General features: G+C 68.8%; 19 protein-coding genes. 6 read left to right on the forward strand and 13 right to left on the reverse strand.

Translation table 11 applies throughout. The features are described from left to right. Positions 1–5 precede the first annotated feature (5 nt). The 7 genes from ACZ7OI_RS44635 to ACZ7OI_RS44665 all read right to left on the reverse strand — a co-directional run bounded on the left by ACZ7OI_RS44635 (position 6) and on the right by ACZ7OI_RS44665 (position 10489). On the reverse strand, positions 6–1832 hold the full coding sequence (locus ACZ7OI_RS44635) for an exo-alpha-sialidase (protein WP_470270160.1): 1827 nt from the start codon (positions 1830–1832) through the stop codon (positions 6–8). Beyond that, positions 1829–3835 carry a beta-galactosidase gene (locus tag ACZ7OI_RS44640; protein WP_470270161.1) on the reverse strand — a complete coding sequence of 669 codons (2007 nt, stop codon included), beginning with the start codon at positions 3833–3835 and terminating at the stop codon, positions 1829–1831. Before ACZ7OI_RS44640 ends, ACZ7OI_RS44635 begins: the two co-directional genes overlap by 4 nt. Further along, positions 3835–4764, reverse strand: coding sequence for a dihydrodipicolinate synthase family protein (locus tag ACZ7OI_RS44645; protein ID WP_470270162.1), 930 nt, complete (start codon positions 4762–4764; stop codon positions 3835–3837). Before ACZ7OI_RS44645 ends, ACZ7OI_RS44640 begins: the two co-directional genes overlap by 1 nt. Continuing rightward, the gene (locus tag ACZ7OI_RS44650; protein ID WP_470270163.1) at positions 4761–5720 is read right to left on the reverse strand and encodes an oligopeptide/dipeptide ABC transporter ATP-binding protein; all 960 of its coding nucleotides are present in this window, start codon (positions 5718–5720) and stop codon (positions 4761–4763) included. The genes ACZ7OI_RS44645 and ACZ7OI_RS44650 overlap by 4 nt, the downstream gene beginning before the upstream one ends. A gap of 82 nt (positions 5721–5802) precedes the next feature. After that, positions 5803–7764 (reverse strand): dipeptide/oligopeptide/nickel ABC transporter permease/ATP-binding protein, encoded by a 1962-nt coding sequence (locus ACZ7OI_RS44655; RefSeq protein WP_470270247.1) that lies wholly within the window; start codon positions 7762–7764, stop codon positions 5803–5805. A gap of 141 nt (positions 7765–7905) precedes the next feature. Continuing rightward, positions 7906–8865 carry an ABC transporter permease gene (locus ACZ7OI_RS44660; RefSeq protein WP_470270164.1) on the reverse strand — a complete coding sequence of 320 codons (960 nt, stop codon included), beginning with the start codon at positions 8863–8865 and terminating at the stop codon, positions 7906–7908. Positions 8866–8881: 16 nt separating this feature from the next. After that, positions 8882–10489 carry an ABC transporter substrate-binding protein gene (locus tag ACZ7OI_RS44665; RefSeq protein WP_470270165.1) on the reverse strand — a complete coding sequence of 536 codons (1608 nt, stop codon included), beginning with the start codon at positions 10487–10489 and terminating at the stop codon, positions 8882–8884. A gap of 214 nt (positions 10490–10703) precedes the next feature. On the opposite strand from ACZ7OI_RS44665, the gene ACZ7OI_RS44670 reads away from it, so the two are divergent. The 4 genes from ACZ7OI_RS44670 to ACZ7OI_RS44685 all read left to right on the forward strand — a co-directional run bounded on the left by ACZ7OI_RS44670 (position 10704) and on the right by ACZ7OI_RS44685 (position 13904). After that, positions 10704–11435 (forward strand): FadR/GntR family transcriptional regulator, encoded by a 732-nt coding sequence (locus ACZ7OI_RS44670; RefSeq protein WP_037818796.1) that lies wholly within the window; start codon positions 10704–10706, stop codon positions 11433–11435. A gap of 19 nt (positions 11436–11454) precedes the next feature. Then, positions 11455–11994 carry a GNAT family N-acetyltransferase gene (locus ACZ7OI_RS44675; RefSeq protein ID WP_470270166.1) on the forward strand — a complete coding sequence of 180 codons (540 nt, stop codon included), beginning with the start codon at positions 11455–11457 and terminating at the stop codon, positions 11992–11994. 93 nt (positions 11995–12087) lie between these two features. Beyond that, positions 12088–12819, forward strand: coding sequence for a sugar phosphate isomerase/epimerase family protein (locus tag ACZ7OI_RS44680; RefSeq protein ID WP_470270167.1), 732 nt, complete (start codon positions 12088–12090; stop codon positions 12817–12819). Beyond that, positions 12816–13904 (forward strand): Gfo/Idh/MocA family protein, encoded by a 1089-nt coding sequence (locus ACZ7OI_RS44685; RefSeq protein WP_470270168.1) that lies wholly within the window; start codon positions 12816–12818, stop codon positions 13902–13904. Before ACZ7OI_RS44680 ends, ACZ7OI_RS44685 begins: the two co-directional genes overlap by 4 nt. 378 nt (positions 13905–14282) lie before the next feature. On the opposite strand, the gene ACZ7OI_RS44690 is transcribed toward ACZ7OI_RS44685, so the two are convergent. After that, complete coding sequence (locus tag ACZ7OI_RS44690; RefSeq protein ID WP_470270169.1) at positions 14283–14882, reverse strand: TetR/AcrR family transcriptional regulator; 600 nt, start codon at positions 14880–14882, stop codon at positions 14283–14285. Between the two features lie 95 nt (positions 14883–14977). Between ACZ7OI_RS44690 and ACZ7OI_RS44695 the strand changes: the two genes are divergently transcribed. Beyond that, positions 14978–16147 (forward strand): MFS transporter, encoded by a 1170-nt coding sequence (locus tag ACZ7OI_RS44695; RefSeq protein WP_470270170.1) that lies wholly within the window; start codon positions 14978–14980, stop codon positions 16145–16147. Between the two features lies 1 nt (position 16148). Here the strand turns inward: ACZ7OI_RS44695 and ACZ7OI_RS44700 are convergent, their stop codons facing one another. The 3 genes from ACZ7OI_RS44700 to ACZ7OI_RS44710 are packed head-to-tail and all read right to left on the reverse strand — an operon-like array spanning position 16149 to position 18702. Then, a complete protein-coding gene (locus ACZ7OI_RS44700; RefSeq protein WP_470270171.1) occupies positions 16149–16607 on the reverse strand; it encodes a hypothetical protein in 459 nt (152 codons plus the stop codon). After that, the gene (locus tag ACZ7OI_RS44705; RefSeq protein ID WP_470270172.1) at positions 16604–18013 is read right to left on the reverse strand and encodes an ATP-binding protein; all 1410 of its coding nucleotides are present in this window, start codon (positions 18011–18013) and stop codon (positions 16604–16606) included. Before ACZ7OI_RS44705 ends, ACZ7OI_RS44700 begins: the two co-directional genes overlap by 4 nt. After that, entirely contained in the window at positions 18010–18702 is a 693-nt protein-coding gene (locus tag ACZ7OI_RS44710) for a response regulator (RefSeq protein ID WP_470270173.1), read from the reverse strand. Before ACZ7OI_RS44710 ends, ACZ7OI_RS44705 begins: the two co-directional genes overlap by 4 nt. 199 nt (positions 18703–18901) lie before the next feature. Here ACZ7OI_RS44710 and ACZ7OI_RS44715 point away from each other — a divergent pair, with 199 nt between their 5' ends. Next, positions 18902–19453: a M15 family metallopeptidase domain-containing protein gene (locus ACZ7OI_RS44715; RefSeq protein WP_470270174.1), complete on the forward strand. Its 552-nt coding sequence runs from the start codon at positions 18902–18904 to the stop codon at positions 19451–19453. Here ACZ7OI_RS44715 and ACZ7OI_RS44720 read toward each other — a convergent pair. Continuing rightward, positions 19450–20658 carry an RNA polymerase sigma factor gene (locus tag ACZ7OI_RS44720; protein WP_470270248.1) on the reverse strand — a complete coding sequence of 403 codons (1209 nt, stop codon included), beginning with the start codon at positions 20656–20658 and terminating at the stop codon, positions 19450–19452. The two genes, ACZ7OI_RS44715 and ACZ7OI_RS44720, sit on opposite strands and share 4 nt — an antisense overlap. After that, on the reverse strand, positions 20655–21119 hold the full coding sequence (locus ACZ7OI_RS44725) for a YciI family protein (protein WP_470270175.1): 465 nt from the start codon (positions 21117–21119) through the stop codon (positions 20655–20657). Before ACZ7OI_RS44725 ends, ACZ7OI_RS44720 begins: the two co-directional genes overlap by 4 nt. Positions 21120–21123 lie beyond the last annotated feature (4 nt).

Consider the following 21123-nt stretch of genomic DNA (forward strand, 5'->3'; position numbering starts at 1 on the left):
GTGAGTCACCGGTCGAAGGGAAGTTCCATGACCGCTCCCGGGACCGGTTTCCCGGCGCGGGCGGCGGTCAGTTCCGCGGTGGACAGAGCGCGGCGGTAGAGGCGCGCGTCGTCCAGTGCGCCGGTCAGGTGCTGCGCGCCGTCCAGGCGTTCGCCCAGCCACAGCTGGAACGAGACGGTCTGGGTGACCGAACCGGGGGAGTCCGGACCGGACGCCGCCACCGCGCCGTCGACCAGGATGCGGAGTTGGCCGCCGGATCGCTGGAGCGCCACGTGGTGCCATTTCTGGTCGTCGTACGCCGATTGCGTGGTCACCGACTTGCTTCCGGCGGCGGTGGTCATCATCGCGATCAGACGGTGTGACGCGGGTTCGGCGCGCAGCCACAGTTGCGGCGCGGTCGAGCCCATGCCACCCAGCCACAGGAGGGGCTGCGGGTCCTTCGCGGCGCCGTATTTGACCCAGGTGGAGAAGGTGAAGTCGCCTGAGCCCACCAGCTGCGCCGGCGAGTACGGGACGCGCACGAAGCCGTTCTTCAGCTGGACCGCCTTGCCGAACTTGCCGGGAACCACACTGGCGTCGCCGAGCACGCGAGCGGGTTGTCCACTTGCGACGTCTGGAGTGGACACTCCGGGCGAACGCTTCCAGCCGAGGTAGTTCTCGTCGAAGCGGGCGAAGCGGATCTCGTCACGGGCGTCCACCGCGCCGCCCTCGTACATCAGGCCGATTTTCGCGTTCTTGTCCTGCGGGCCGCTCAGCTGGACCAGGTCGGAGTAGCCCGACCAGTCCGTCGTGACCCGCGTGCCCTGGTCGGCGTTCTCCCAGGTGCGACCGTCGTCATAGGACGAACGGACGGTCATCCAGCGCCGCCGGTCGGTGTCCGCGGGAGAAGCGAAGAGGATCCGTTTTCCGCCCGGACGGTCCAGGCGCAGCAGAGAACCTTGCACCATCGGTGTCACGAGATCGGGAATCGTGGTGAAGCGCTGGGAGAACGTCTCGCCGCCGTCGCGGCTCAGGGCGTAGTCGCGGTTGCCGATGTCGGTGCCGCTCTGTTCGCGACCGCCGGCGTAGACGGTGCCGTCCGGCAGTTCCACGACACTGACCTCCGACGGCTTTTGCCTGAAGGTGCCGCCTACGGGATGCAGGTAGTTGTCGACCGCACCGACGTGCCAGGTGGAGCCGCCGTCGTCGCTGTAGATGAGTCCGGCGTAGTTTTCGACGGAATTGGTGCCGTCACTGCGTTCGGCGTTCACGCCGAAGACGAGCCGGCCCGCGTGCTGGCCGTGCTGGAGCTGGATGCCGTGCACCGGACCCGAGGCGTACCAGGAATCCCACGCGGGCAGCTTCGCTTGCGCGCTGATGTCGACCGGTGTCGACCAGGTGCGGCCGTCGTCGGTGCTGTACTGCGAGTGAGGCGTGCGCGGGCAGGGTACGTCCCAGCCTTTGTCGTCGGTGCGGCCCTTGTTGTACGTGGTGATCAGCACGACGCGGCCGGTCTTGGTGTCCACAATGGGCACTGGGTTCCCGTGGGTGTCCCCGCCGCCGCGGTTCACCACTTGCAGCGGCGACCAGGTGGTGCCGCCGTCGGTCGACCGCTTGAGCACCAGGTCGATGTCGCCGGTGTCGCCGCAGTTGTTCTTGCGGCCCTCGGCGAAGGCCAGCAGCGTGCCGTGCGTGCTGCGGACGATCGCCGGGATGCGGAAGCAGGCGTATCCGGTTTCCTGGTGCGGGTTGAAGAGTGCCTTCTGATCGAACTGAGGGGCGGCCTGCGCTGAGGCCGGAGCGAGGAAAGCCAGCAGTACGAACGCCAGCACCACGCGAAGGGCGGTTCTCATCTGGTCTCCGTTCCGAACTGTCCGGAAAGGACGGCCACGCCGTGCGCGGCCAGTTCCACTTCGGACGATGGCTGAGCGGGATCGGCGAGCAAATCTGTACCGGGCGAAGGCAGGGAAACGGTGACGGCTTCAGCCTTGTGGTTGAGCAGGAACAGATAATCGTCCGCGCCGTGGCGCACGACTGCCTGGACGCCGTCCGGCAGACCGGGCAGCACCGGCGAAACTCCGGCGTCGGCGGTGATCCGGTCGAAGAGCGTGCGCATGACGTCCGCGTCCGGCCGGGTGCCGAGGTACCACGCGACGCCCGAGCCGAACTCGTGCCGCGTGATCGCGGGCCGACCGGCCAGCGGACCTTCGGCGAAGGTCGCGACGACGTCCGCGCCCTCGGTTTCGATCCATTCGGACCAGATCGTCGCGCCGACGGAGGCGCCGTCGAGGTCGAGCGTCGTGGAACCGCCTTCGGGCAGCGGCCAGAATTCGTCGACGCGCAGGCCGAGGATGTCGCGCAGCGGAGCGGGATAGCCGCCGGTGTGCACCCGGTCGTTCTCGTCGGCGATACCGGAGAAGAACGACGCCACCAGATGCCCGCCACCCTCCACATAGGAGCGGAGATTGGCGGCGACCGCACTGTCCATCAAGTACAGATTGGGCACGACGACGAGCTTGTACCCGGAAAGGTCCTTCGCCGGATGCAGGACGTCGCAGGTCACGTTCGCGTCGAACAACGGCGCGTAGTGCGCGAGGTGGGTTTCGAGCTGGTCGAGGTCATCTGATGGATGCGAGTTCAGCTCCAGTGCCCACCAGTTGTTCCAGTCGTGCAGGAAGGCGACCTCGGCCCGCACCCTGGCCCCGGCGATCTGCCGCGTCGCGGCCAGTTCCTGGCCGAGGTCGCGGACTCCCCGGAACGTGCGGGTTTCCGGGCCGCCGTGCGGCACCATCGCGGAGTGGAACTTCTCCGCGCCGCCCGAGGTCTGCCGCCACTGGAAGAACAGCACCGCGTCGGCGCCGCGCGCGACCGCCTGCCAGCTGTCCAGCCGCATCGTTCCCGGCTGCTTCGGGCCGTTGCGGGTGCGCCAGTTCACCGCGCTCGGAGCTTGTTCCAGGAGCAGCCACGGCCGACCGTCCTTGAGGGACCGGACGAGGTCGTAGGCGAAGGCCGCCTCCACGTGCGAACGCGGATCGTGCGGGTCGGGATAGGAATCGAGGCTCACCACGTCCTCGTGCGGCGCCCACCGGTGCCAGTCGAGCGACTTCTGCACGCGGCCGACGAAGTTCGTCGTCACCGGGACGTCCGGGGTGATGCGGGCGAGCACCTCGCGCTCGGTGAGGTAGCAGCCGAGCGACGCGTCGGAGGAGAACCGGTGGAAGTCGAGCTGCTGCGCCGGGTTCGGGAAGGTCGGCGCGACGCGCGGCGGCTGTACCTCGGCGAAATCGGAGTACCGCTGCGACCAGAAAGTCGTGCTCCAGGCTTCGTTCAACGCCTCGACGCTGCCGTAGCGTTCGGTCAGCCAGCGCCGGAAGTCCACAGCGGACTCATCGCAGTAGCAGGCGCGGATGTGGCAGCCGAATTCGTTGCCGATATGCCACATTTCCAGCGCTGGATGCCCCGCGTACCTGGTCGCGACCTGCTCCACCAACCGTGCGGCGTGCTCGCGGAACACCGGACTGGACGGGCAAAACTGTTGCCGCGCACCGGCGGACAGCCGGGTGCCGTCCGCGCGCACCGGCAGGATTTCCGGATAGCGATGCGAAAGCCACGGCGGCGGCGACGCCGTCATGGTGGCGAGACAGGCCCGGACTCCGCCGGAAGCGAGATTGTCCATGACGGTGTCGAACCAGCCGAAATCGAATTCCCCGGGCCGCGGTTCGACTTGTGCCCAGGAGAAGATCCCGACAGTCACCATCGAAACCGATGCCTCGGCCATCAGTTTCAGGTCTTCCGCCCACACGTCGGGCGACCAATGCTCGGGGTTGTAATCCCCGCCGTAGTACAGCCGATCCATCAGAGGAGACCCGCTTCCGCTAGCTTTCCCTTGATCTGCAGCAGTTCGTCGTCGTTGAGGGGGAGCTGCGGCGGCGCCATCACCGCGTTGTCGATGAATCCGCGCATCTTCATCGACGCTTTGAACGCGCCGAGTGCGGCCGAACCGCGGCCCATCCGGTGCGTCGGCGCGACGTCGGTAATGCTGAACAGCGTCAGCAGTCGTTCCTGTTCGCGCCGCGCTGCCTGCGGGTTGCCGCCGCGGAAGTGGTCGTAGATCAGCACATAGCCGACCGGGTCGACGTTTCCGAGCCCCGGCACCGCGCCGTCGGCTCCCTGCGCGAGGGCTGCGTCCACGAGCAGTTCGGAGCCGGTGAACACGGCGAACTGCTCCAGCCCGCGCTCGCGGCGCTGCTGGAGCACCAGGCGGAACCCGGCCTCGTCGCCGCTGGAATCCTTGAGCCCGGCCAGAACGCCGTCCGCGGCCAGATCCAGCACCATGTCGCGGTCGAGCTTCGTGTGCACGGCCATCGGGATGTCGTAGGCGAAAATCGGCAGCGGCGTCCGCTCGTGCAGCAGCCGGAAATGCCGGTCGATTTCCGCGACGTGCGTGCGGGTGTAGTACGGCGCGGTCACCACGATCGCGTCCGCGCCGGCCGCTTCGGCGGTCTTCACGTGCTCCGCGACGCGCAGGGTCGTCATGTCGATACAGCCGGCGAGCACCGGGACCCGCCCGGCGACCTGGTCGACCGCGGTTTCGACGGTGATCCGCCGCTGGTCGTCGGGCAGGAAGGCGACCTCGCTGGACGAACCGAGCACGAAGATCCCGTGCACGCCGGCGTCGAGCTGGAATTCGATGTGCCGCCGCAGCGACGCGGTGTCCACGGTGAAATCGTCGTGGAACGGCGTGCACAGCGGCGGGATGATGCCGGCGAACTTGGGCGCAGTCATGAGGCAGTCACTCCGATTTCTGGGTGGATGCAGCGGTAGGTGTGCTCGTCCGGCCCGGACTGCGGTGGCAAGGCCAGGGAGCATTCGTCGGTGGCTTTCGGGCAGCGCGTGTGGAACGGGCAGCCGGGCGGCGGCGCGGTCGCCGACGGAACCGGTCCACTGAGGACAATCGGTTCCACCGGGTGCAGCAGGCTCGGCGTCGCGGAGAACAGCGCCCGAGTGTAGGGGTGATGCGCGTGGTGCGGCAGTTCGGCGGCCGGGGCCTGTTCGACGATCCGGCCGAGATACATCGTCACGATGCGGTCGCTCATCCGGCGCACGGTCTGGATGTCGTGCGACACGAACACCATCGCGAGTTCGAGCTGTTCGCGCAGTTCCAGCAACAGGTTCAGGATCTGCGCGCGCACCGAAACGTCCAAAGCGGACGTCGGTTCGTCGGCCACCAGCAACGCCGGTCGCAGTGCGAGCGCGCGGGCGATCGCCACGCGCTGCCGCTGTCCGCCGGACAGTTGCGACGGCAACGCATCGGCCACGCTGGACGGCAGCCCGACCAGGTGCATCAGCTCGCGGACCCGTTCGGCGCGTTCGGGTGCGGTGCCGACCTGATGCACGTCGAGCGGGTCGCGGAGGATCTTCGCGACGGGCAACCGCCGGTTCAGCGCGGTCGACGGATCCTGGAAGATCATGCCGACGGTGCGACCCAGTTCGGCCGGACGCAATGCGGACAGTGGCTGGCCCGCGTAGCGAACCGTGCCGGAAGTCGGCTTCTGAAGGCCGACCAGCACTTTGGCCAAAGTGGACTTTCCGCAGCCGGATTCCCCGACCACGCCAACGGTTTCGCCCTTCGAGATGGCTAGGTTCGCGTCGGTAAGCGCGTACACCCGGTCGTGCCCGAACAGGCTCGACCCGCGGATCTTGTGCACGACGTGCACGCCGTCGACCTCGACGAGGCTCATGCCGACACCTCCTTAAGGAATTGAACGCTGGCCAATCGGGAGGCGCCGGCATGAATAGCAATGATTCGCTTGCAAGCTGCGCTCATGCCTGCGCTCCTTCCGCCACCACTGCAACCGGGTTTTCCGCGGGGTAGTGGCAAGCCACGAGATGCCCTTCACCCGCCGGTTCAGGCGCGACCTCGAAGCAGTGCCCGCGAGCGGCCGGACACCGGCTCGCGAACCGGCAGCCGGGCGGGAAGTCCGCCGGTGCGGGCACGACGCCCTTGATCTGGGTGAGCTTCGCTTCGTTCTCCTCCAGCGACAGCACCGCGCTGAGCAGGCCGCGGGTGTAGTGGTGCCGCGGCGCGCCGACGACAGCCGCGGTCGCCCCGGTCTCGGCGACCTGCCCGCCGTACATCACGACAACCCGGTCGGCGATGTCGGATACCAGCGCGAGGTCGTGAGATACCAGCACCAGCGCGAAGCCCAATTCTTCCTGCAGCCTCAGCAAAAGCGCCATGATCTGCGCCTGCACGGTGACGTCGAGCGCCGTCGTCGGCTCGTCCGCGACGATCAGCTTCGGGCTGCGGGACAGCGCCATCGCGATCAGCACACGCTGCCGTTGCCCGCCGGACAGCTCGTGCGGGTAGGCCCGCAGCGTCCGGCCCGGATCGAGGTTGACCAGTTCCAGCAGCTCCTCCGGCGTGCGGGTGCCGCCGCGCCGGGTGAACTGCTTGAGCTGCGCGCGGATGGTCATCGCCGGGTTCAGCGAGCTGAGCGCGTCCTGGTACACCATCGCCAGGTCGTGCCCGAGATGCCGGCGGCGGACGCTCGGCTTCATGGTGAGCAGGTCGTCGCCCGCGAACCGGATCTCGCCGCTGAGGCGTGCGGCGTCCGGCTGCAGCCCCATGATCGACAGCGCGGTGAGCGACTTCCCGCACCCCGATTCGCCGATCAGCCCCAGTACCTCGCCGGAGCGGACCGAAAAGGACACCCCGTCGACCACGTTCACGCCGTTGTGCCGGTCCGGGAAGGAAATCGCGAGATTCTCCACTGCCAGCACGGTTTCCCGTCCGGATAAATCCCTCGCCTTGGCGGCCAGCCGTTGCCCGGCTTCGCGCAGACCGCGCAGCGGAAGGACCGGAGCCGTGGCGTCCGGAGCCAGCTCGATCTGCTGTGCCGCTTCGGCCGCCTTCGCGGTGCGAGCCGACGGAGCGGCCCAAGCGTCGGAAATCCCCTCGGAAAGAATGTTCAACGCCAGCACGGTGGCCAGGATCAGCAGGCCGGGGAACAGCGTCGCCCACCAGCCGCCGGTCAGCACGAGGTCCTTGCCGTCCGACAGCACCGAGCCCCACGACGGATCGGGCGGCTGAATCCCCGCGCCGATGAACGACAGCGACGCCTCGAACACGATCGCGTCCGCCACCGTGACTGTGCAGTACACGAGGATCGGCGCGGCGCAGTTGACCGCGACGTGCCGGGCGAGGATGAACAGCCGTTTCGCGCCGATCACCCGCTCGGCCGCGACGTAGTCCTCGCCGTACTGCGCGAGCACGTTCGCCCGCACTACCCGCGCCACCGGGGCCATGTTGAGGAAGCCGATGGCGAGGATCAGCACGAGAATGCCGCGCCCGAACACCGCCACCAGCACCGCGGCGAGCGCGATTCCGGGGAAGGCCATCAGGACGTCGAGGACTCGCATGACCAGGCCGTCGACCCGGCGGCCGGACGTCGCCGCGAACGACCCGACGAGGATGCCCGCGACCAGCGCGAGCACCGTCGCGCCGAGCCCGATCGCGAGCGACCAGCGGGTGCCCGCGACCAGCCGGGAGAAAATGTCGCGGCCGGACTGGTCGGTGCCGAACCAGTGCGCCGCGCTGGGCCCGCCGGTGTCGGTGCTGAGCAGGTCCGGGTTGTGGGTGGCCACGACGGTGCCGAGGATCGCGACGAGCCCCAGGACGATCAGCACTGCCAGCGCGATCCACGAGGACAGGGGAAGCCGCCGGAACCGGACGCCGGGCCGCGACAGCCGGGCGGTCAGGTTCGGGCGGAGGACTGGGCGCATCACGATCGGCTCCGCGGGCGGGGGTCGGCGGCGGGGCGGGCGTCGGCGGCGGGGCGGGCGTCGGCGGGGAGGTTCGGGTGCGTCACGATCGGCTCCGCGGGCGAGGTTTGGCGACGGGGCGTGCGTGGTCGACGGGGCGCGTCACGAGCGGCTCCGCAGGCGAGGGTTGGCGACGAGGTAGAGCACGTCGACGATCAGGTTCACGAGCACGAACCCGGCCGCGATGGTGATGACGAAGCCCTGCACCTTGGCGGTGTCGCCGTCCTGCACGGCCTGGATCATGTTCTGGCCCATGCCGGGCAGCGCGAACATCGTCTCGATCACCACCGCGCCGCCGAGCAGGTAGCCGACTCGCAGCCCGAGCACGGTCAGCGGGTTGACCAGGGCGTTGCGCAGCACGTTCCGGCCGACCACCACGACCGGCGGCAGTCCGCCGCCGCGTGCGGTGCGCACGTAGTCCTTGTCGAGTTCCTCGACCATCGACGTCCGGATCACCCGGGTCAGCTGCGCCGCGACCGGCGCGGACAGCGCGATCGCGGGCAGCGTCAGCGAGTTCAGCCAGCCGGAGAACGAATCCGCCGGGCTGACGTATCCGCTGGTGGGGAACAGGCCCTTGCCCACGGCCAGCCATTGCACCAGCAGCAGCGCGATCCAGAACGCCGGCGCGGCGACCCCTGCGAGCGTCACGAACCGGATCAGGTGGTCCGGCCAGCGGCCGCGGAACAACGCCGAGGTCACGCCGAGCACGACCGAGACGACGAGCGCGAGCGCCAGGCCCAGCAGGGTCAGCTGCAGGGTGAGCGGGAGCGCGGTGGCGATGGTCTGGCCCACCGGCTCCTTGGTGATCACGCTCGTGCCGAAATCGCCTTGCAGCAGATGCCACACGAAGTGCGCGTACTGCAGCGGCAACGGGTCGAGCAAGCCGTTCTGCTCACGGAACTGCTGGAGCTGATCGGCGGTGGCGTTGGCTCCGTTGAACGCGGCCATCGCCGGGTCGACCGGCGAGAACCGCATCACGATGAAGACGAACAGGATCACGCCGAGCAGCAGCGGGATCAGGGCGAGGATGCGACCGGCCAGCATCCGCACGACGACTGTCACTTCGCGGGCCTCCTTCTCAGACCGGTTTGGCCTGGTTGAGGTAGATGCCCGGGTAGCCCTGGGCACGCACGCCGCTGATCGCCTTCGGGTCCCAGGCGGTGCCCATCTGCGTGAAGACGATCGGGTAGATCACCGCCTGCTCGGAAATCTGGTCGAGCAATTGCTTGTAAAGCCCGCTGCGTTTGGTCTCGTCGGTTTCCGCGGCAGCCTTGTCCTGCAATGCCAGCAACGCGTTGGTGTCGTCGCCGTTCCAGCGCGCGTACTTGGTCATGAGCACTGACTGCGCGTCGTAGTAATAGCGGATCAGCAGGTCCGGGTCGTTGCCGAACTGCAGCGGGTTGTTCGTGGTGGCCACGACCTGGAAGTCGTCGCCGTTGTCCAGTTTGGAGAACAGCGCCTTGGTGTCCTGGGAGTCCAAAGTGGTCTGCACGCCGATCGCGTCCCAGCCCTCCTTGATCACCTTGACGCAGTCGAGCACCAGCGAGGTGTTCGTGGTGGACAGCGAGATCTTCAGTCCGCTGGCCCCGGCTTCGGCGAGCAGCTGCTTGGCCTTTTCCGGATTGAATTCGAAGCTCTGCGACGCTGGCTGCGAAACGGGCAGCTTCGGGTTGATGAACGAGGTGCCCGCGGTGCCGGCGCCGCGCAGGCCGATCTCGATCATCTTCTTCTTGTCGATGGCGTAATGCAGCGCCTGGCGGACCCGTTTGTCGGCGAACGGCGAGTGCTTGGTGTTGAAGAGGAGGAACAGGTTGTTGCCGCCGTCGGCGAATTCGACCGTGCGGCCCGCCTTGCGCAGCTGCTCGGCGTTGGCGGGCGGGATGTTCTCCGCGATCTGCGCGTCCGGCTTGGCCCCGGAGATCGCCGCTACGCGCGGTGCGGAGTCCACAATGGACTTCCAGAGCATCTTGTCGTACGCGGCCGGGCGCGGGCCGTTGTAGTCGGCGAACTTCTCGAACGTGGTGTGCGACAGCGGCGCCTGTTCGGTGATCTTGTACGGCCCGGAGCCGACGACCTTGCCCGCGGCGGCGGCCTTCCAGTTGTTCTCGAACACGTGCTTGGGCACGATCTTGCAGATCTGGATCCGCTGCAGCGCGTACGGGAAGGCGAACTTCAGGGTGAACTCCACGGTCTTCGCGTCGACCTTGGCGACCGACTCCAGCCACTGCGAGAAGAAGCTGTGGATGAGAACATTTTCTTTCGGGTCGAGCACGCGGGCGTAGGTGAACACCACGTCGTCGGCGGTCACTGGCTGTCCGTCGTGCCACTTCGCGCCGTCGCGGATTTCGAAGCGTAGCTTGGTGCTCTTGAGGTCGGCCGGCAGCGCCTTGGCCAAGCCGGGGAAGGGTTCCCGGGTGACCGGGTCGCCTTCGACGAGCGACTCGTAGCTGTGCAGGATTGCCGCCATCGCGAACGCCGACGCGGTCTGCAGCGGGTCCCAGGTCTGGTTGTTGCCGTACCCGATCACCGCGGTGACGGAACCGGACGAAGCGCCGGTCTTGTTGGTCGACGCGGGACCCCCGCACGCGGCGAGCGTCGACGAAACCGCTGCGGCAGCCCCGGCGAGGCCGGCGTAGCGCAGCAGTGCGCGCCGGTTGAACTGAGTCCCCATGGCGGTTCGGGACATGGCGTCTCCTGACTTGATGCGGTGTTCCACCCAGAAAGCATCGAGAAGTAGGACGTGGGACGTCCTATGACTTGCCGGAACCCTAAGTCCCGTTCCCGCCCCGGTCAAGAGGCTTGTTCCCACCCGCGCGGGTGCAGCGGGGGAAGCCGATCATGACGTAGGATGTCCTCCGATGGCGACGTGCCAGTGCAAGAAAGACATCCGGGAGACACGTGTGGCGCGCCCGCAACGCAGCGAAGAGATCACCAAGCAGATCATCGACCTGATCGTCGACCGGCAGCTGCCGACCGGCGCGCCGATGCCGACCGAACTGAGCCTCGCCGAGGACATCGGGGTCAGCCGGAATTCGATCCGGGAGGCGGTCAAGGCGCTGCAGGCGCTCGGCATCGTCGAGGTCCGGCACGGGTACGGCACGTTCGTCGGCGCGGCGGGGTCGGAGGCGCTGCAGACGTGGCTGCTCTTCCGCACGCGCAGCCGCGGCAGCACCGACGCCGGGCGGCTGCGCGACCTGCTCGAGGTGCGCGAGATGATCGAAACGGAGCTGACCAGCCGGGTCGCCCGCGACCACCGGCCGGAGCTGATCGGCGAACTGCAGGCGTGCGTCGCGCGGATGCGCCGCAAGGGACCGGACGCGGCGGTGGCCGACCGCGAGTTCCACGACCTGATCTGCGCCGAGGCGGGTTTCGATCTGGCGCGCGAGCTGACCGGATTGTTCTGGGATGTCTACCGGGCCGCGGAAGGCGAAATGGGCGGTCCGGTGTCATCGGCCCCGGCGACCGCGAAACGGCACCAGGCGATCGTGGACGCGCTCGTGAGCGGCGACGCGGAGGCGGCCGCGCACGCGGTGCACCGGCATTTCGACGAGGTGCGCAAGCGGGCCAAGGCCGGTCGTTACGGTGGATTCGGCGAGGCCCGGCCTGCGGTTTCCGGCTCGGCCGCGAGCTGAGTGTGGTTAATCTGGGGTTGTGACGACTCCGGAGATCGCTTTTCTGCCGCCGTCCGCCGCCGAGAACGCTGCGCTGGTGGCTCTGCTGACTGAGCTGGTGAACACCGTCTACGCCAAGGCCGAAGCCGGGTTGTGGGCTGGTTCGGCCGATCGGACCAATGCTTCGGAAATGGCCGGACTGGTCCGCGCGGGCGAGATCGCGGTCGCCCGGCTCGCCAGGGACGTGGTGGGTTCGGTCCGGATCCAGCGGCTGGCGGATGATCTGGGGGAGTTCGGCCTGCTCGCGGCCTCGCCGGAGGTGCGCGGGGCGGGGATCGGACGTGAGCTGGTGCGGTTCGCGGAGGAGCACTGCCGGGCTGCCGGGTGCACGCGGATGCAGCTCGAGCTGTTGGTGCCGCGTGAGTGGACGCATCCGTCGAAGGAGTTTCTCGCGCAGTGGTACGGGCGGCTGGGGTACCGGGTGGTCGAGAAGTCGACGATCGACGGGCCGCATCCGGAGCTGGCTCCGCTGCTGGCGACTCCGTGCGATTTTCTCATCTGGCACAAGGATCTCGGCTGACTCCGGCCGCGGATTTCCGTCCGGTTTTGTCCTGGTGTCAATTCTGACCAGGTGGTAGAAATTGGCGAAAGCCCTCTACCGCTGGGAGTTGGCATGGGTGGACCTTCGGTGCAGCTGTACTCGGTGCGCGACGCGTTCGCGGCCGATCCGGACGAGACGCTGCGGCGGCTGGCTGCGATCGGGTTCGACCGGGTGGAGCCGTACGGGGTGGTGGAGAACGTCGCGGCGCTGCGGGCCGGGTTGGCGGCGCATGGGTTGAGTGCGCCTACCGCGCATGCCGCGTTGGTGGGAAAGGACCTGCGGGAGGTGTTCGCCGCGGCTCGGGAGTTGGGGATCGGGGTGGTGATCGAACCGCTGGTTCCGGCTCCGCAGTGGCAGAGTCCGGGGGACATCGCGGCTACTGCTTCGGCGCTCAATGCCGCGGCTGAGGTTGCGGCGGGGTATGGCGTTCGGGTGGGGTACCACAACCATTGGTGGGAGCTGGAATCGCGGATCGGCGGGCGCAGCGCGTTGGAGGTTTTCGCGGATCAGCTTTCTCCGGAGGTTGTGCTGGAGGTGGATGCTTACTGGGCCACCGCGGGCGGCGAGGACGCGCCCGGGTTGCTGAAGCGGTTGGGGGAGCGGGTTTTCGCGATTCACGTGAAGGACGGGTCGTTGGCTATCGATGCTTCTGGGCAGGTGCCTGCGGGGCAGGGGCGGGTGCCGCTGGGAGAGGTGCTTGCTGCGGCTCCGGGGGCGTTGCGCGTGGTGGAGTTCGATCAGCATGAGGATGTTTTCGGGGGTATTGCCGAGAGTTTCGCTTATCTCGCTGGGGCGGGGAAGTGACTGTCGGGGTCGGGGTTGTCGGGGCCGGGTTTATCAGTGATACCTATTTGGAGAATTTGACGGCGTTTCCGGATGTTCGGGTCGAGGCGGTTGCTGATCTCGATGTCGATCGGGCTCGGGCGCAGGCGGAGAAATACGGGGTTCCTTGGAGCGGGTCGGCGGGGGATCTGCTTGCGTTGCCGGATGTTGAGATTGTCGTGAATTTGACTGTGCCTGCGGTGCATGTCGAGGTCAGTCTTGCGGCGGTCGAGGCGGGGAAGCACGTTTGGACGGAGAAGCCGATCGGGGTTAATCGGCAGAGTGTGCGGAAGCTTCTTGACCGGGCGCGGGAGAAGGGGGTGCGGGTGGCTGGGGCGCCGGACACCGTTTTGGGTGCCGGACACCAGACCGCGTTTCGTGCGCTGGAGGCTGGTCGGATCGGGGTGCCTTTTACTGCGTTGGCGTTGTTCCAGACGCCTGGGCCGGAGAGTTGGCATCCTGCGCCGGAGTTTCTGTACGCGGCTGGTGGTGGGCCGTTGTTGGATATTGGGCCGTATTACTTGACGCAATTGGTGAAGGTTTTTGGTTCTGTGCGGAAGGTTACCGGGGTTGGCGGGCGGGGGCGGGAGACTCGGGTGATTGGGTCTGGGCCTCGGGCTGGGACTGAGTTTCCGGTTGTTGTGCCTACTACGGTGAGTGTGTTGGTGGAGTTTGTGCGCGGGGGTAGTGCGCAGGTTGTGTTGACGTTTGATTCCGCGTTGCGGCGTACGGGGGTTGTCGAGGTTTCCGGGGCGTTGGGGACTGCGGTTTTGCCGGATCCCAATGGGTTTGGTGGTTCTACTGTGGTGCATTCGGGTGGGGAGCCGGAGGAGGTGGCTGCGGTGGGGCATGCGGCTTCTCGGGGGGTTGGGGTGCTCGATCTGGCTCGGTCGATTCGGGGTGGGGTGCCGGAGCGGGCTTCGGGGGAGTTGGCGTTTCACGTGCTGGACGTGATGGTGGGGGTGGAGGAGTCGATGGAGCGCGGGGTGGGGGTGGAGGTGGATAGCCGGGTGGAGGTGGGGGAGTTGTTGCCGGTGGGGTGGGATCCGTTTTCTCGGACGTTGTGAGGGGTTTCGGCTCGTCGCCTGGGGGCGACGTTGCGCCCGGGTGCGTTGCGTGGGGCACCCCGAAGCTTGATTGTGCTGACGGTTCGGGGGTGCTTGTCAAGGCGGGAAAGATGCCTTGACAAGCACCCCCGAACCGCAGGGAGGCTTCGTATCGGGGTGCGGGGGAGGGGCTGGGTGCCTCGATAGCGGGTGCGCGGGCTGCGGGTTCGCGGGTGGGCTGTGAAGGGCCCCTTGAGGGAATCTAAGTCCGTGAAGGGGTCCCTCACGAGCGGCTGACGTCTGTGAGGGGAACCCTGAGGGAATCAGATTCCGTCAGGGTTCCCCTCACGGACGGCTGGCGGGATTGGCGGCCATCCGGGCGAAATTGTCGGGTTTCGCTTATTTCGGGAACAGGGGGACGGTCAGGAGAGTTTGCAGAGAGAGGCGGAGGGAAGCGACTGCATCGACTTGCGTGGGGGTGGTGAGCCACTGGACCTGGAGGCCGTCCATCAGTGCGACGAAGGTGAGTGCCGCCAAGTCCGGGTCTACGCCGGGGCGCAGCTCGCCTGTTTCGGCGAGCGCGTGGAACGACTGGGCGATGCTGTCGCGGGCCTCGCGGTAATGGCGGGCGAAGTAGGCGTGCGCGGGGTGGTCTTCGGAGACTGCTTCGGCGGCGAGGCGCGAGTACACCTCGACGATGCCTCGGTGACGGACGTTGTGTTCGGCCAGTGCGATGAAGCGGCGCAGGACGTCCAAGCCGGGCGGGGTGGCGGTCAGTTGTTCGCGGGCGGCGTCCTCGGCGTCTCGGCGTTCCAGGACTGCGGCGAGCAGCGCTTCCTTCGTCGGGAAGTGATACAGCAAGCCGGCGTGGGTGATGCCGGCGCGTTTGGCGATTTCCCGCAGGGACGACGCGTGGTAGCCAGCCTCGCCGTATACGACGGCGGCCGCCGAAACGATGTCGTCGCGGCGGATTCTGCCCTTCTGGTAGCCCCCGCTCACGGGGCGGCGATCAGGTCGGCTTCCACTCGCCCATCATGCCCCGCCCGCATCCGTGTTCTTGCCTGGACCCGACCCCCGAAATGGAGCCGAGCCCGATGACCGAGCTTTCCCCGTCTCCGGTGCTGCCCCGCGCGGCCCGCGTCGCCACCTGGATCGTGTTCGCCCTGTGCGGGTTCGCGGTCGGCATGTGGGTGGTGCACATTCCGGTGATCGAGCGCGCGACCGGCGTCTCGCACACCGCGCTCGGGGCGTTGCTGCTGGTGCTCGGCGGTTCGGCGTTGATCGGGATGCAGGTGACCGGGCCGCTCGCCGATCGGTTCGGGCATCCGCGGGTGGTCTCGGTCGCGGGGGTGCTCGTCGGGGTCGCGGTCGTGTTGCCGGGGTTCGCGGCCAACTGGTGGACGCTCGGGCTGGCGCTCGCGGCGTTCGGGTTCTTCAACGGCTCGCTGGACGTCGCGATGAACGCGCACGCGGTGGTCGTCGAACGGGCTTATCCGCGGCCGATCATGGCGGCGTTCCACGCGATGTGGTCGATCGGCGGTGCGATCGCGGCGGTCGTCGGCGCGGCGGTGTTGGGGGCGGGCGTGCCGACGCTCGTGTCGCTCGGCGGTACCGGCGCGCTGTGCATCGTGGTTTCGCTGGTGGTCCGCCGGTATCTGCTCGACTCGTCGGACGAGGCTGCCGAGGAAACCGCCGAGGAAGCCAAACCGACGCGTACGCCTGCCCGAGTGGTGTGGCTGCTGGGTCTGCTGGCCTTCGCGCTGATGCTGTCGGAGGGCGTCGCCAACGACTGGGCCGCGCTGTATCTCCGAGACGGGTTGGGCACGTCTGAGAGCACCGCTGCCCTGGCGTACGGCTCGTTCGCGGTGGCGATGACGGTCGGCCGGTTCGCGACCGACCGGGTGGCCGCGCTGGCCGGTCCGGTCGCGGTGGTGCGTTATGGCAGCGGGCTGGCCGCGCTCGGGCTCGCGATCGCGTCGCTGGCGCCGTGGGTGCCGTTGTCGTTGTGCGGCTGGGCGTTGTTCGGGCTCGGGCTTTCCGGGGGCGTCCCGCAGTTGTTCACCGCGGCGGGCAACCTGGACAAGCGGGCGTCGGGGGCGTTGATGGCGCGGGTGGTCGGCGTCGGGTACGTCGGGCTGCTGGCCGGTCCGGCGATCATCGGCGGGCTGGCGCACTGGGTGCCGCTGAACGTCGCGTTCCTGCTGCCGCTGGCGTTGTGCGTGGTGGCGGTGGTGTTCGCGCCCGTGATGAAGCCGCGCGGCTGAGCTATCTGCCGCAAGCCTGCGGCTGCAGCTCCTGGCCCCCGCCGGAAAGCTTGATCGTCCCGGACGCCCCGCCCCCGCCCGCCGCGAGCACGGTGCACACGATCTGCGAGACGGCGTTGGGCGACAATTCCCGGACGTTGACCCCGATCTCCGCGTCGCTCACCCCGATGGCGATCGGCTCGAACGACGGCGGCAGTTCCGTCGTGTAGCCGCCGGCCCGCTCGCCCTCGTCCGGCCCGCGTTCCAGCACCCGGACCCGATCCGCGGCCACGTCGCTGACTCCGCTGCGCACCACCGGCACGACATTCCCGTTCAACACGAAATACACCGTCGCCGTGTACCCGCTGTTCCCGTTGGGCGGCCCGCTCGGCGCGTTTTCCCCGGGGATCACGCCGCTGGGCCGCACCCCGCAGCTCACCGTCAGCGCCAAGACGGCGATCAGCGCCAGCACCCGCTTCACTGCCGCACCTCCCGAGGCAGCCACAACGTGAACACCGCGCCGCCCCCTGGCCGGTTCCCGGCGGTCAGCTTCCCGTGGTGCAACCGCGCGTTCTCCCAAGCGATAGCGAGTCCGAGCCCGCTCCCTTCGGACCGGCTGCGAGCGGTATCCGCCTTGTAGAACCGGGCGAACACGTGCGGAAGCACCTCCTCGTCCAGCCCGGAGCCGGAGTCTTCGACGGAAAGCGTGATCCCCGCCTGGTCGCCCCGCAACCGGACGGTCACCGGCTCCCCGCCGTGCCGCAGCGCGTTCCCGACGAGGTTGGCCACGATCACGTCGAGCCGGCGCGGATCGACGCGCGCCCGGATCCCGTCCGGCAGATCGGTCTCCACCTCGAATCCCCGCGCCCGCAGAGTCGCCCGGACCGCCTCGGCCACGTCGACGTCGTCCACCGCGAGCGAGGCGGTGCCGGAGTCGAACCGGGTGACCTCGATCAGGTCGTTCACGAGCCGCGCCAGGTTGTGCGTTTCCTGGCTGACCAGCCGGACCGCCTCGCCCGCCGCGTCCGGCAGCCGCTTCGCTTCGGCGTCGAGCATGTCGGTGACCGCGGTCATCGCGGCCAGCGGCGTGCGCAGTTCGTGCGACACGTCGGCGACGAACCGCCGCGCGTCGGCTTCCATCCGGCGCAGTTCGCCGACGTGGCGTTGCAGCGAGGCGGCCGTCGAGTTGAACGTCTCGGCGACACTGGCCAGCTCGTCGCTGCCGCGCACGGCGATCCGGGCGTCGAGGTCGCCCGCGCCGAGCCTGCGGGCCGCGCGCTGCAGCTCGCCCACCGGCCGGAGCACGCTGCTCGCGGCGAGTACGGCGAGCACGAGCGCCACCACCAGCGCGGCCCCTCCGGTGAGCCACGCGTCCCGGGCGAGCCGGTTCACCGCCTCGATTTCCGCGTCGAGATTGCGCAGTTCGTAGACCTCGATGCCGGAGGGGATCGTCGGATTCCGCCGGTCGCCGGTCGAGATCAGCAACGGCGCGCCCAGCGCCAGCTGCGTCACCCCGCCGACGTCCACGCGCTGCCACGCGACCCGGCCGGATCGCACCACCGCCCGCAGTTCCGGCGTGATCACCGAGGCGGGCATGTTGCCCGCGCTGTGCCCGCCGCTGATCACCAGCGCGGAGTTCTTCCGGCCGTTCAGCCGGTCGGCGGCCGACTGCAGCGTGCCCGGGTCCACCGGCCGCCGGGGGAGCGGGTAGAGCTGCTTGAGCTGGGTCGTCATCTCGACGGCGGCGTTGTCCTGGGTGCGCTGCAGGATCCCGTCGCGGGCCTGCACGTACCCGATCCCGGCGACGGCCATCGCGGTGAACACGCTCAGCAGGGCGAACGCCACCAGCAGCCGGGTGCGCAGCCCCCGGAACAGCCAGCCGGTCACAGCGGCCCGAAGCGATAGCCGAAACCGCGCAGAGTCTGGACGTACACCGGTTTCGCGGCGTCGTCCTCGATCTTGGAGCGCAGCCGCTGCACGCACGCGTCGACGAGCCGCGAATCGCCGAGATAGCCCTGGTCCCACACGGATTCGAGCAGCTGCTGGCGGCTGAGCACGCGGCCGGGGGAGGCGGACAGCTCCAGCAGCAGCCGCAGTTCGGTCGGCGCGAGCCCGATGACCGTGCCGTGCTTGCTGACCACGAGACCGTCGCGGTCGATCGTGAGGTCGCCGTGCCGTTCCGGACCCGGTTTCGTGCCCTGTCCGCGCGGTTCGCCGCCGGTCCGGCGCAGCACGGCGCGGATGCGCGCCTCCAGGACCCGGGCCTGCGCGGGCTTCACGACGTAGTCGTCGGCTCCGGCTTCGAGCCCGGCCACCACGTCGATGTCGTCGTTGCGGGCGGTGAGCATGATGATCGGCAGGTCGCCGGACGCGCGGATGCGCCGGCACACCTCGAAGCCGTCCATCCCGGGCAGCATGAGGTCGAGGACGACGACGTCGGCCGGGTCCCCGGCGAGCCGGGCGAGGCCTTCCTCGCCGGTCTCCACCGCTTCGACCGTGTGGCCCTGGTACGTCAGGGCCAGCCGCAGGCCGTCGCGCACGGCCTGGTCGTCTTCGATCAGCAGCACCCTCGGCATGTCTCCCACTATCGCAGCCCGCCCGTCCGGCCGCCCGGACAGTCCACAGCGGACAGCCGGGCCCCAGCCTGCCCGGCCCGGATCCCCGCCCGGTGCGTGCCGTGTCATCGTTCGGTAACAGCGCCGCCGCGACGAACTGTTACAGAGCTGTCAAACTCCGTGCGCAGTGCGCGCACACTGGGGTCCGAAAGTGGACCCCATGATCGAGTCGCTTCGCCGGCCCCGGGTCCTCGCGGCCGTCACCCGCTTCCTGGCGGTGGCGCTGCTCCCGGCGGCTTTCCTGCGTTCGCCCGGCTGCGGCCGGCATCTGGCCTGCCAGTGGGCGCTCGCGATGCGATACCCGGCCGAGGACCTCGCCGGCCTCAGCGAACCGGCCCGCGCGGCTTTCACCGCGGCGCGCACCGAGGCGTTCTGGCAGCACCGCCAGCTCATCGGGCTCACCTCCGGCCACCGCGACGCCGCCCATCAGCACCGGCTGTTCGCCGAAGAGGTGCAGCGCACCGGCTCCGTCACCGCAGCTCGGCGCCGGGTGTTGCCACCGCACGAGTCGGCCCACGTCCGCGGCACCGCACTGGACGTGCGTCCGAGCGAGGGCGCGGCGTGGCTGGAGCGGCACGGGCCGGATTATCGGCTGTATCGTCGTTACGACAACGAATGGTGGCACTTCGAGTACCACGCGCACACCGTCCCGATGCGGTTGCCGGACCCGGACGCGCTGCGCCCGCCGTCGATGGCCCGGGTCGCCAGTTAGGGTGTTTTCCCGGTCGTGGCACGGGATTCCAGGTATCTTCGTTCTGGAACGCTGAGTGTTTTCTGTGCCGCTGAACGGTAATAGACCCTGGCTTGCTCGGGCTCGCCCGCCAGGTCGAGCAGGTGCGCGCGCACGACGTCGACGCGATGGTGCTCGTCCAGCCCGGCGATCTCGTCCAGCTGCCGCAATCCTTCGCGCGGGCCGTGGACCATGGCGACCGGGACGATCCGGTTCAGCGCCGCGACCGGGCTCGGCGCGACAGCGAGCAAAAGGTCGTAGAGGGCAAGGATCTGCGGCCAGTCGGTGTCCTCGGCGCGCGCCGCCTCGTCGTGCACGGCGGCGATCGCGGCCTCGAGCTGATACGGCCCGAGCTGGGCGGTGGCCAAGGTTTTCTCGATCAGGCCGAGCCCTTCGGCGATCGCCGCGGAGTCCCAGCGGGTGCGGTCCTGTTCGGCCAGCGGCACGGCGGTGCCGTCGGGCCGGGTCCGCGCGGGCCGACGGGCGTCGCTGAGCAGCATGAGCGCCAGCAGCCCGGCGACCTCGCCGTCGTCGGGGACTTGCGCGTGCAGCTGCCGGGTGAGCCGGATGGCCTCGGCGGTGAGTTCGACGCGGTTGACCGCGGTTCCGGAGCTGGCGGTGTGCCCCTCGGTGAAGATCAGGTACAGCACCTGCAGTACCGCGGCCATTCGCTCGGCTCGTTCTTCCGGCGGCGGCATCCGGAACCGGGCCCCGCTGAGCCGTTTTTTCGCGCGGTTGATCCGCTGGCCCACGGTTTTCTCCGGCACCAGCAGAGCCCGGCCGATTTCCGCCGTGGTGAGGCCGCCGACCGCACGGAGCGTCAGCGCGAGCTGCGACGCTTTGCCGAGTTCGGGGTGACAGCACAGCATCAACAGAGTCAGCGTGTCGTCGTCGGCCGGTGCCAGTTCCGGTTGCGGCACCGCCAATCCGGCGGCCGTGTGCTCGCGCTGCCGGCGGGCGGACTCGCTGCGTTCGATGTCGATGCGCCTGCGCGCGGCGGCGGTGATCAGCCAGCTCTTGGGGTTGTCCGGCAGACCCTGCTCCGGCCACTTCAGCGCGGCGGACAACAGCGCTTCCTGCACCGCGTCCTCGCACCGCGAGAAGTCGCCGAACCGCCGGCAGACAGCGGTGAGCACCTGCGGCGCGAGGTCACGCAGGAGCTGTTCGAAGCCGGGCGGGGGAGTCAGAGATTCAGCTCTTTCACGTTGAGGAGCGGCCGTACCTCGATCTTGCCGTACAACGCGTCCGGCACCCGGGCGGCGTGTTCCAGCGCCCGTTCCATGCTCTCGCATTCGACCAGGTAGAAGCCGACCAGATGCTCTTTGACCTCGGCGAACGGCCCGTCGCTCGCCACCGCCTTGCCGTCCTGCACGGTGACGCACTTGGCTTCGGCGGGATCGGCCAGCCCGTCGCTGAGCACGAGTTCGCCGGACTCTTCGAGCGCCTGGTCGAGCGCGAGATGGCTGCGGGCGAACTCGGCCTTCTTCTCGTCCGGCAGCTCCTCCCAGAGTGCCCGGAACCGCGGATTGCTGTGGATCATGATCAGGTACCGCACGAAGGCCCCCTTCGAAACTTTTCCGCCGCCGGTGTCGCCTTCGGCGATTCCGGCTCCGACGTCCCCGGCGAATGTCAGCTGAGAAAGGAGCATAGCC

The organism is Amycolatopsis sp. NPDC114503 (genome assembly GCF_055633655.1).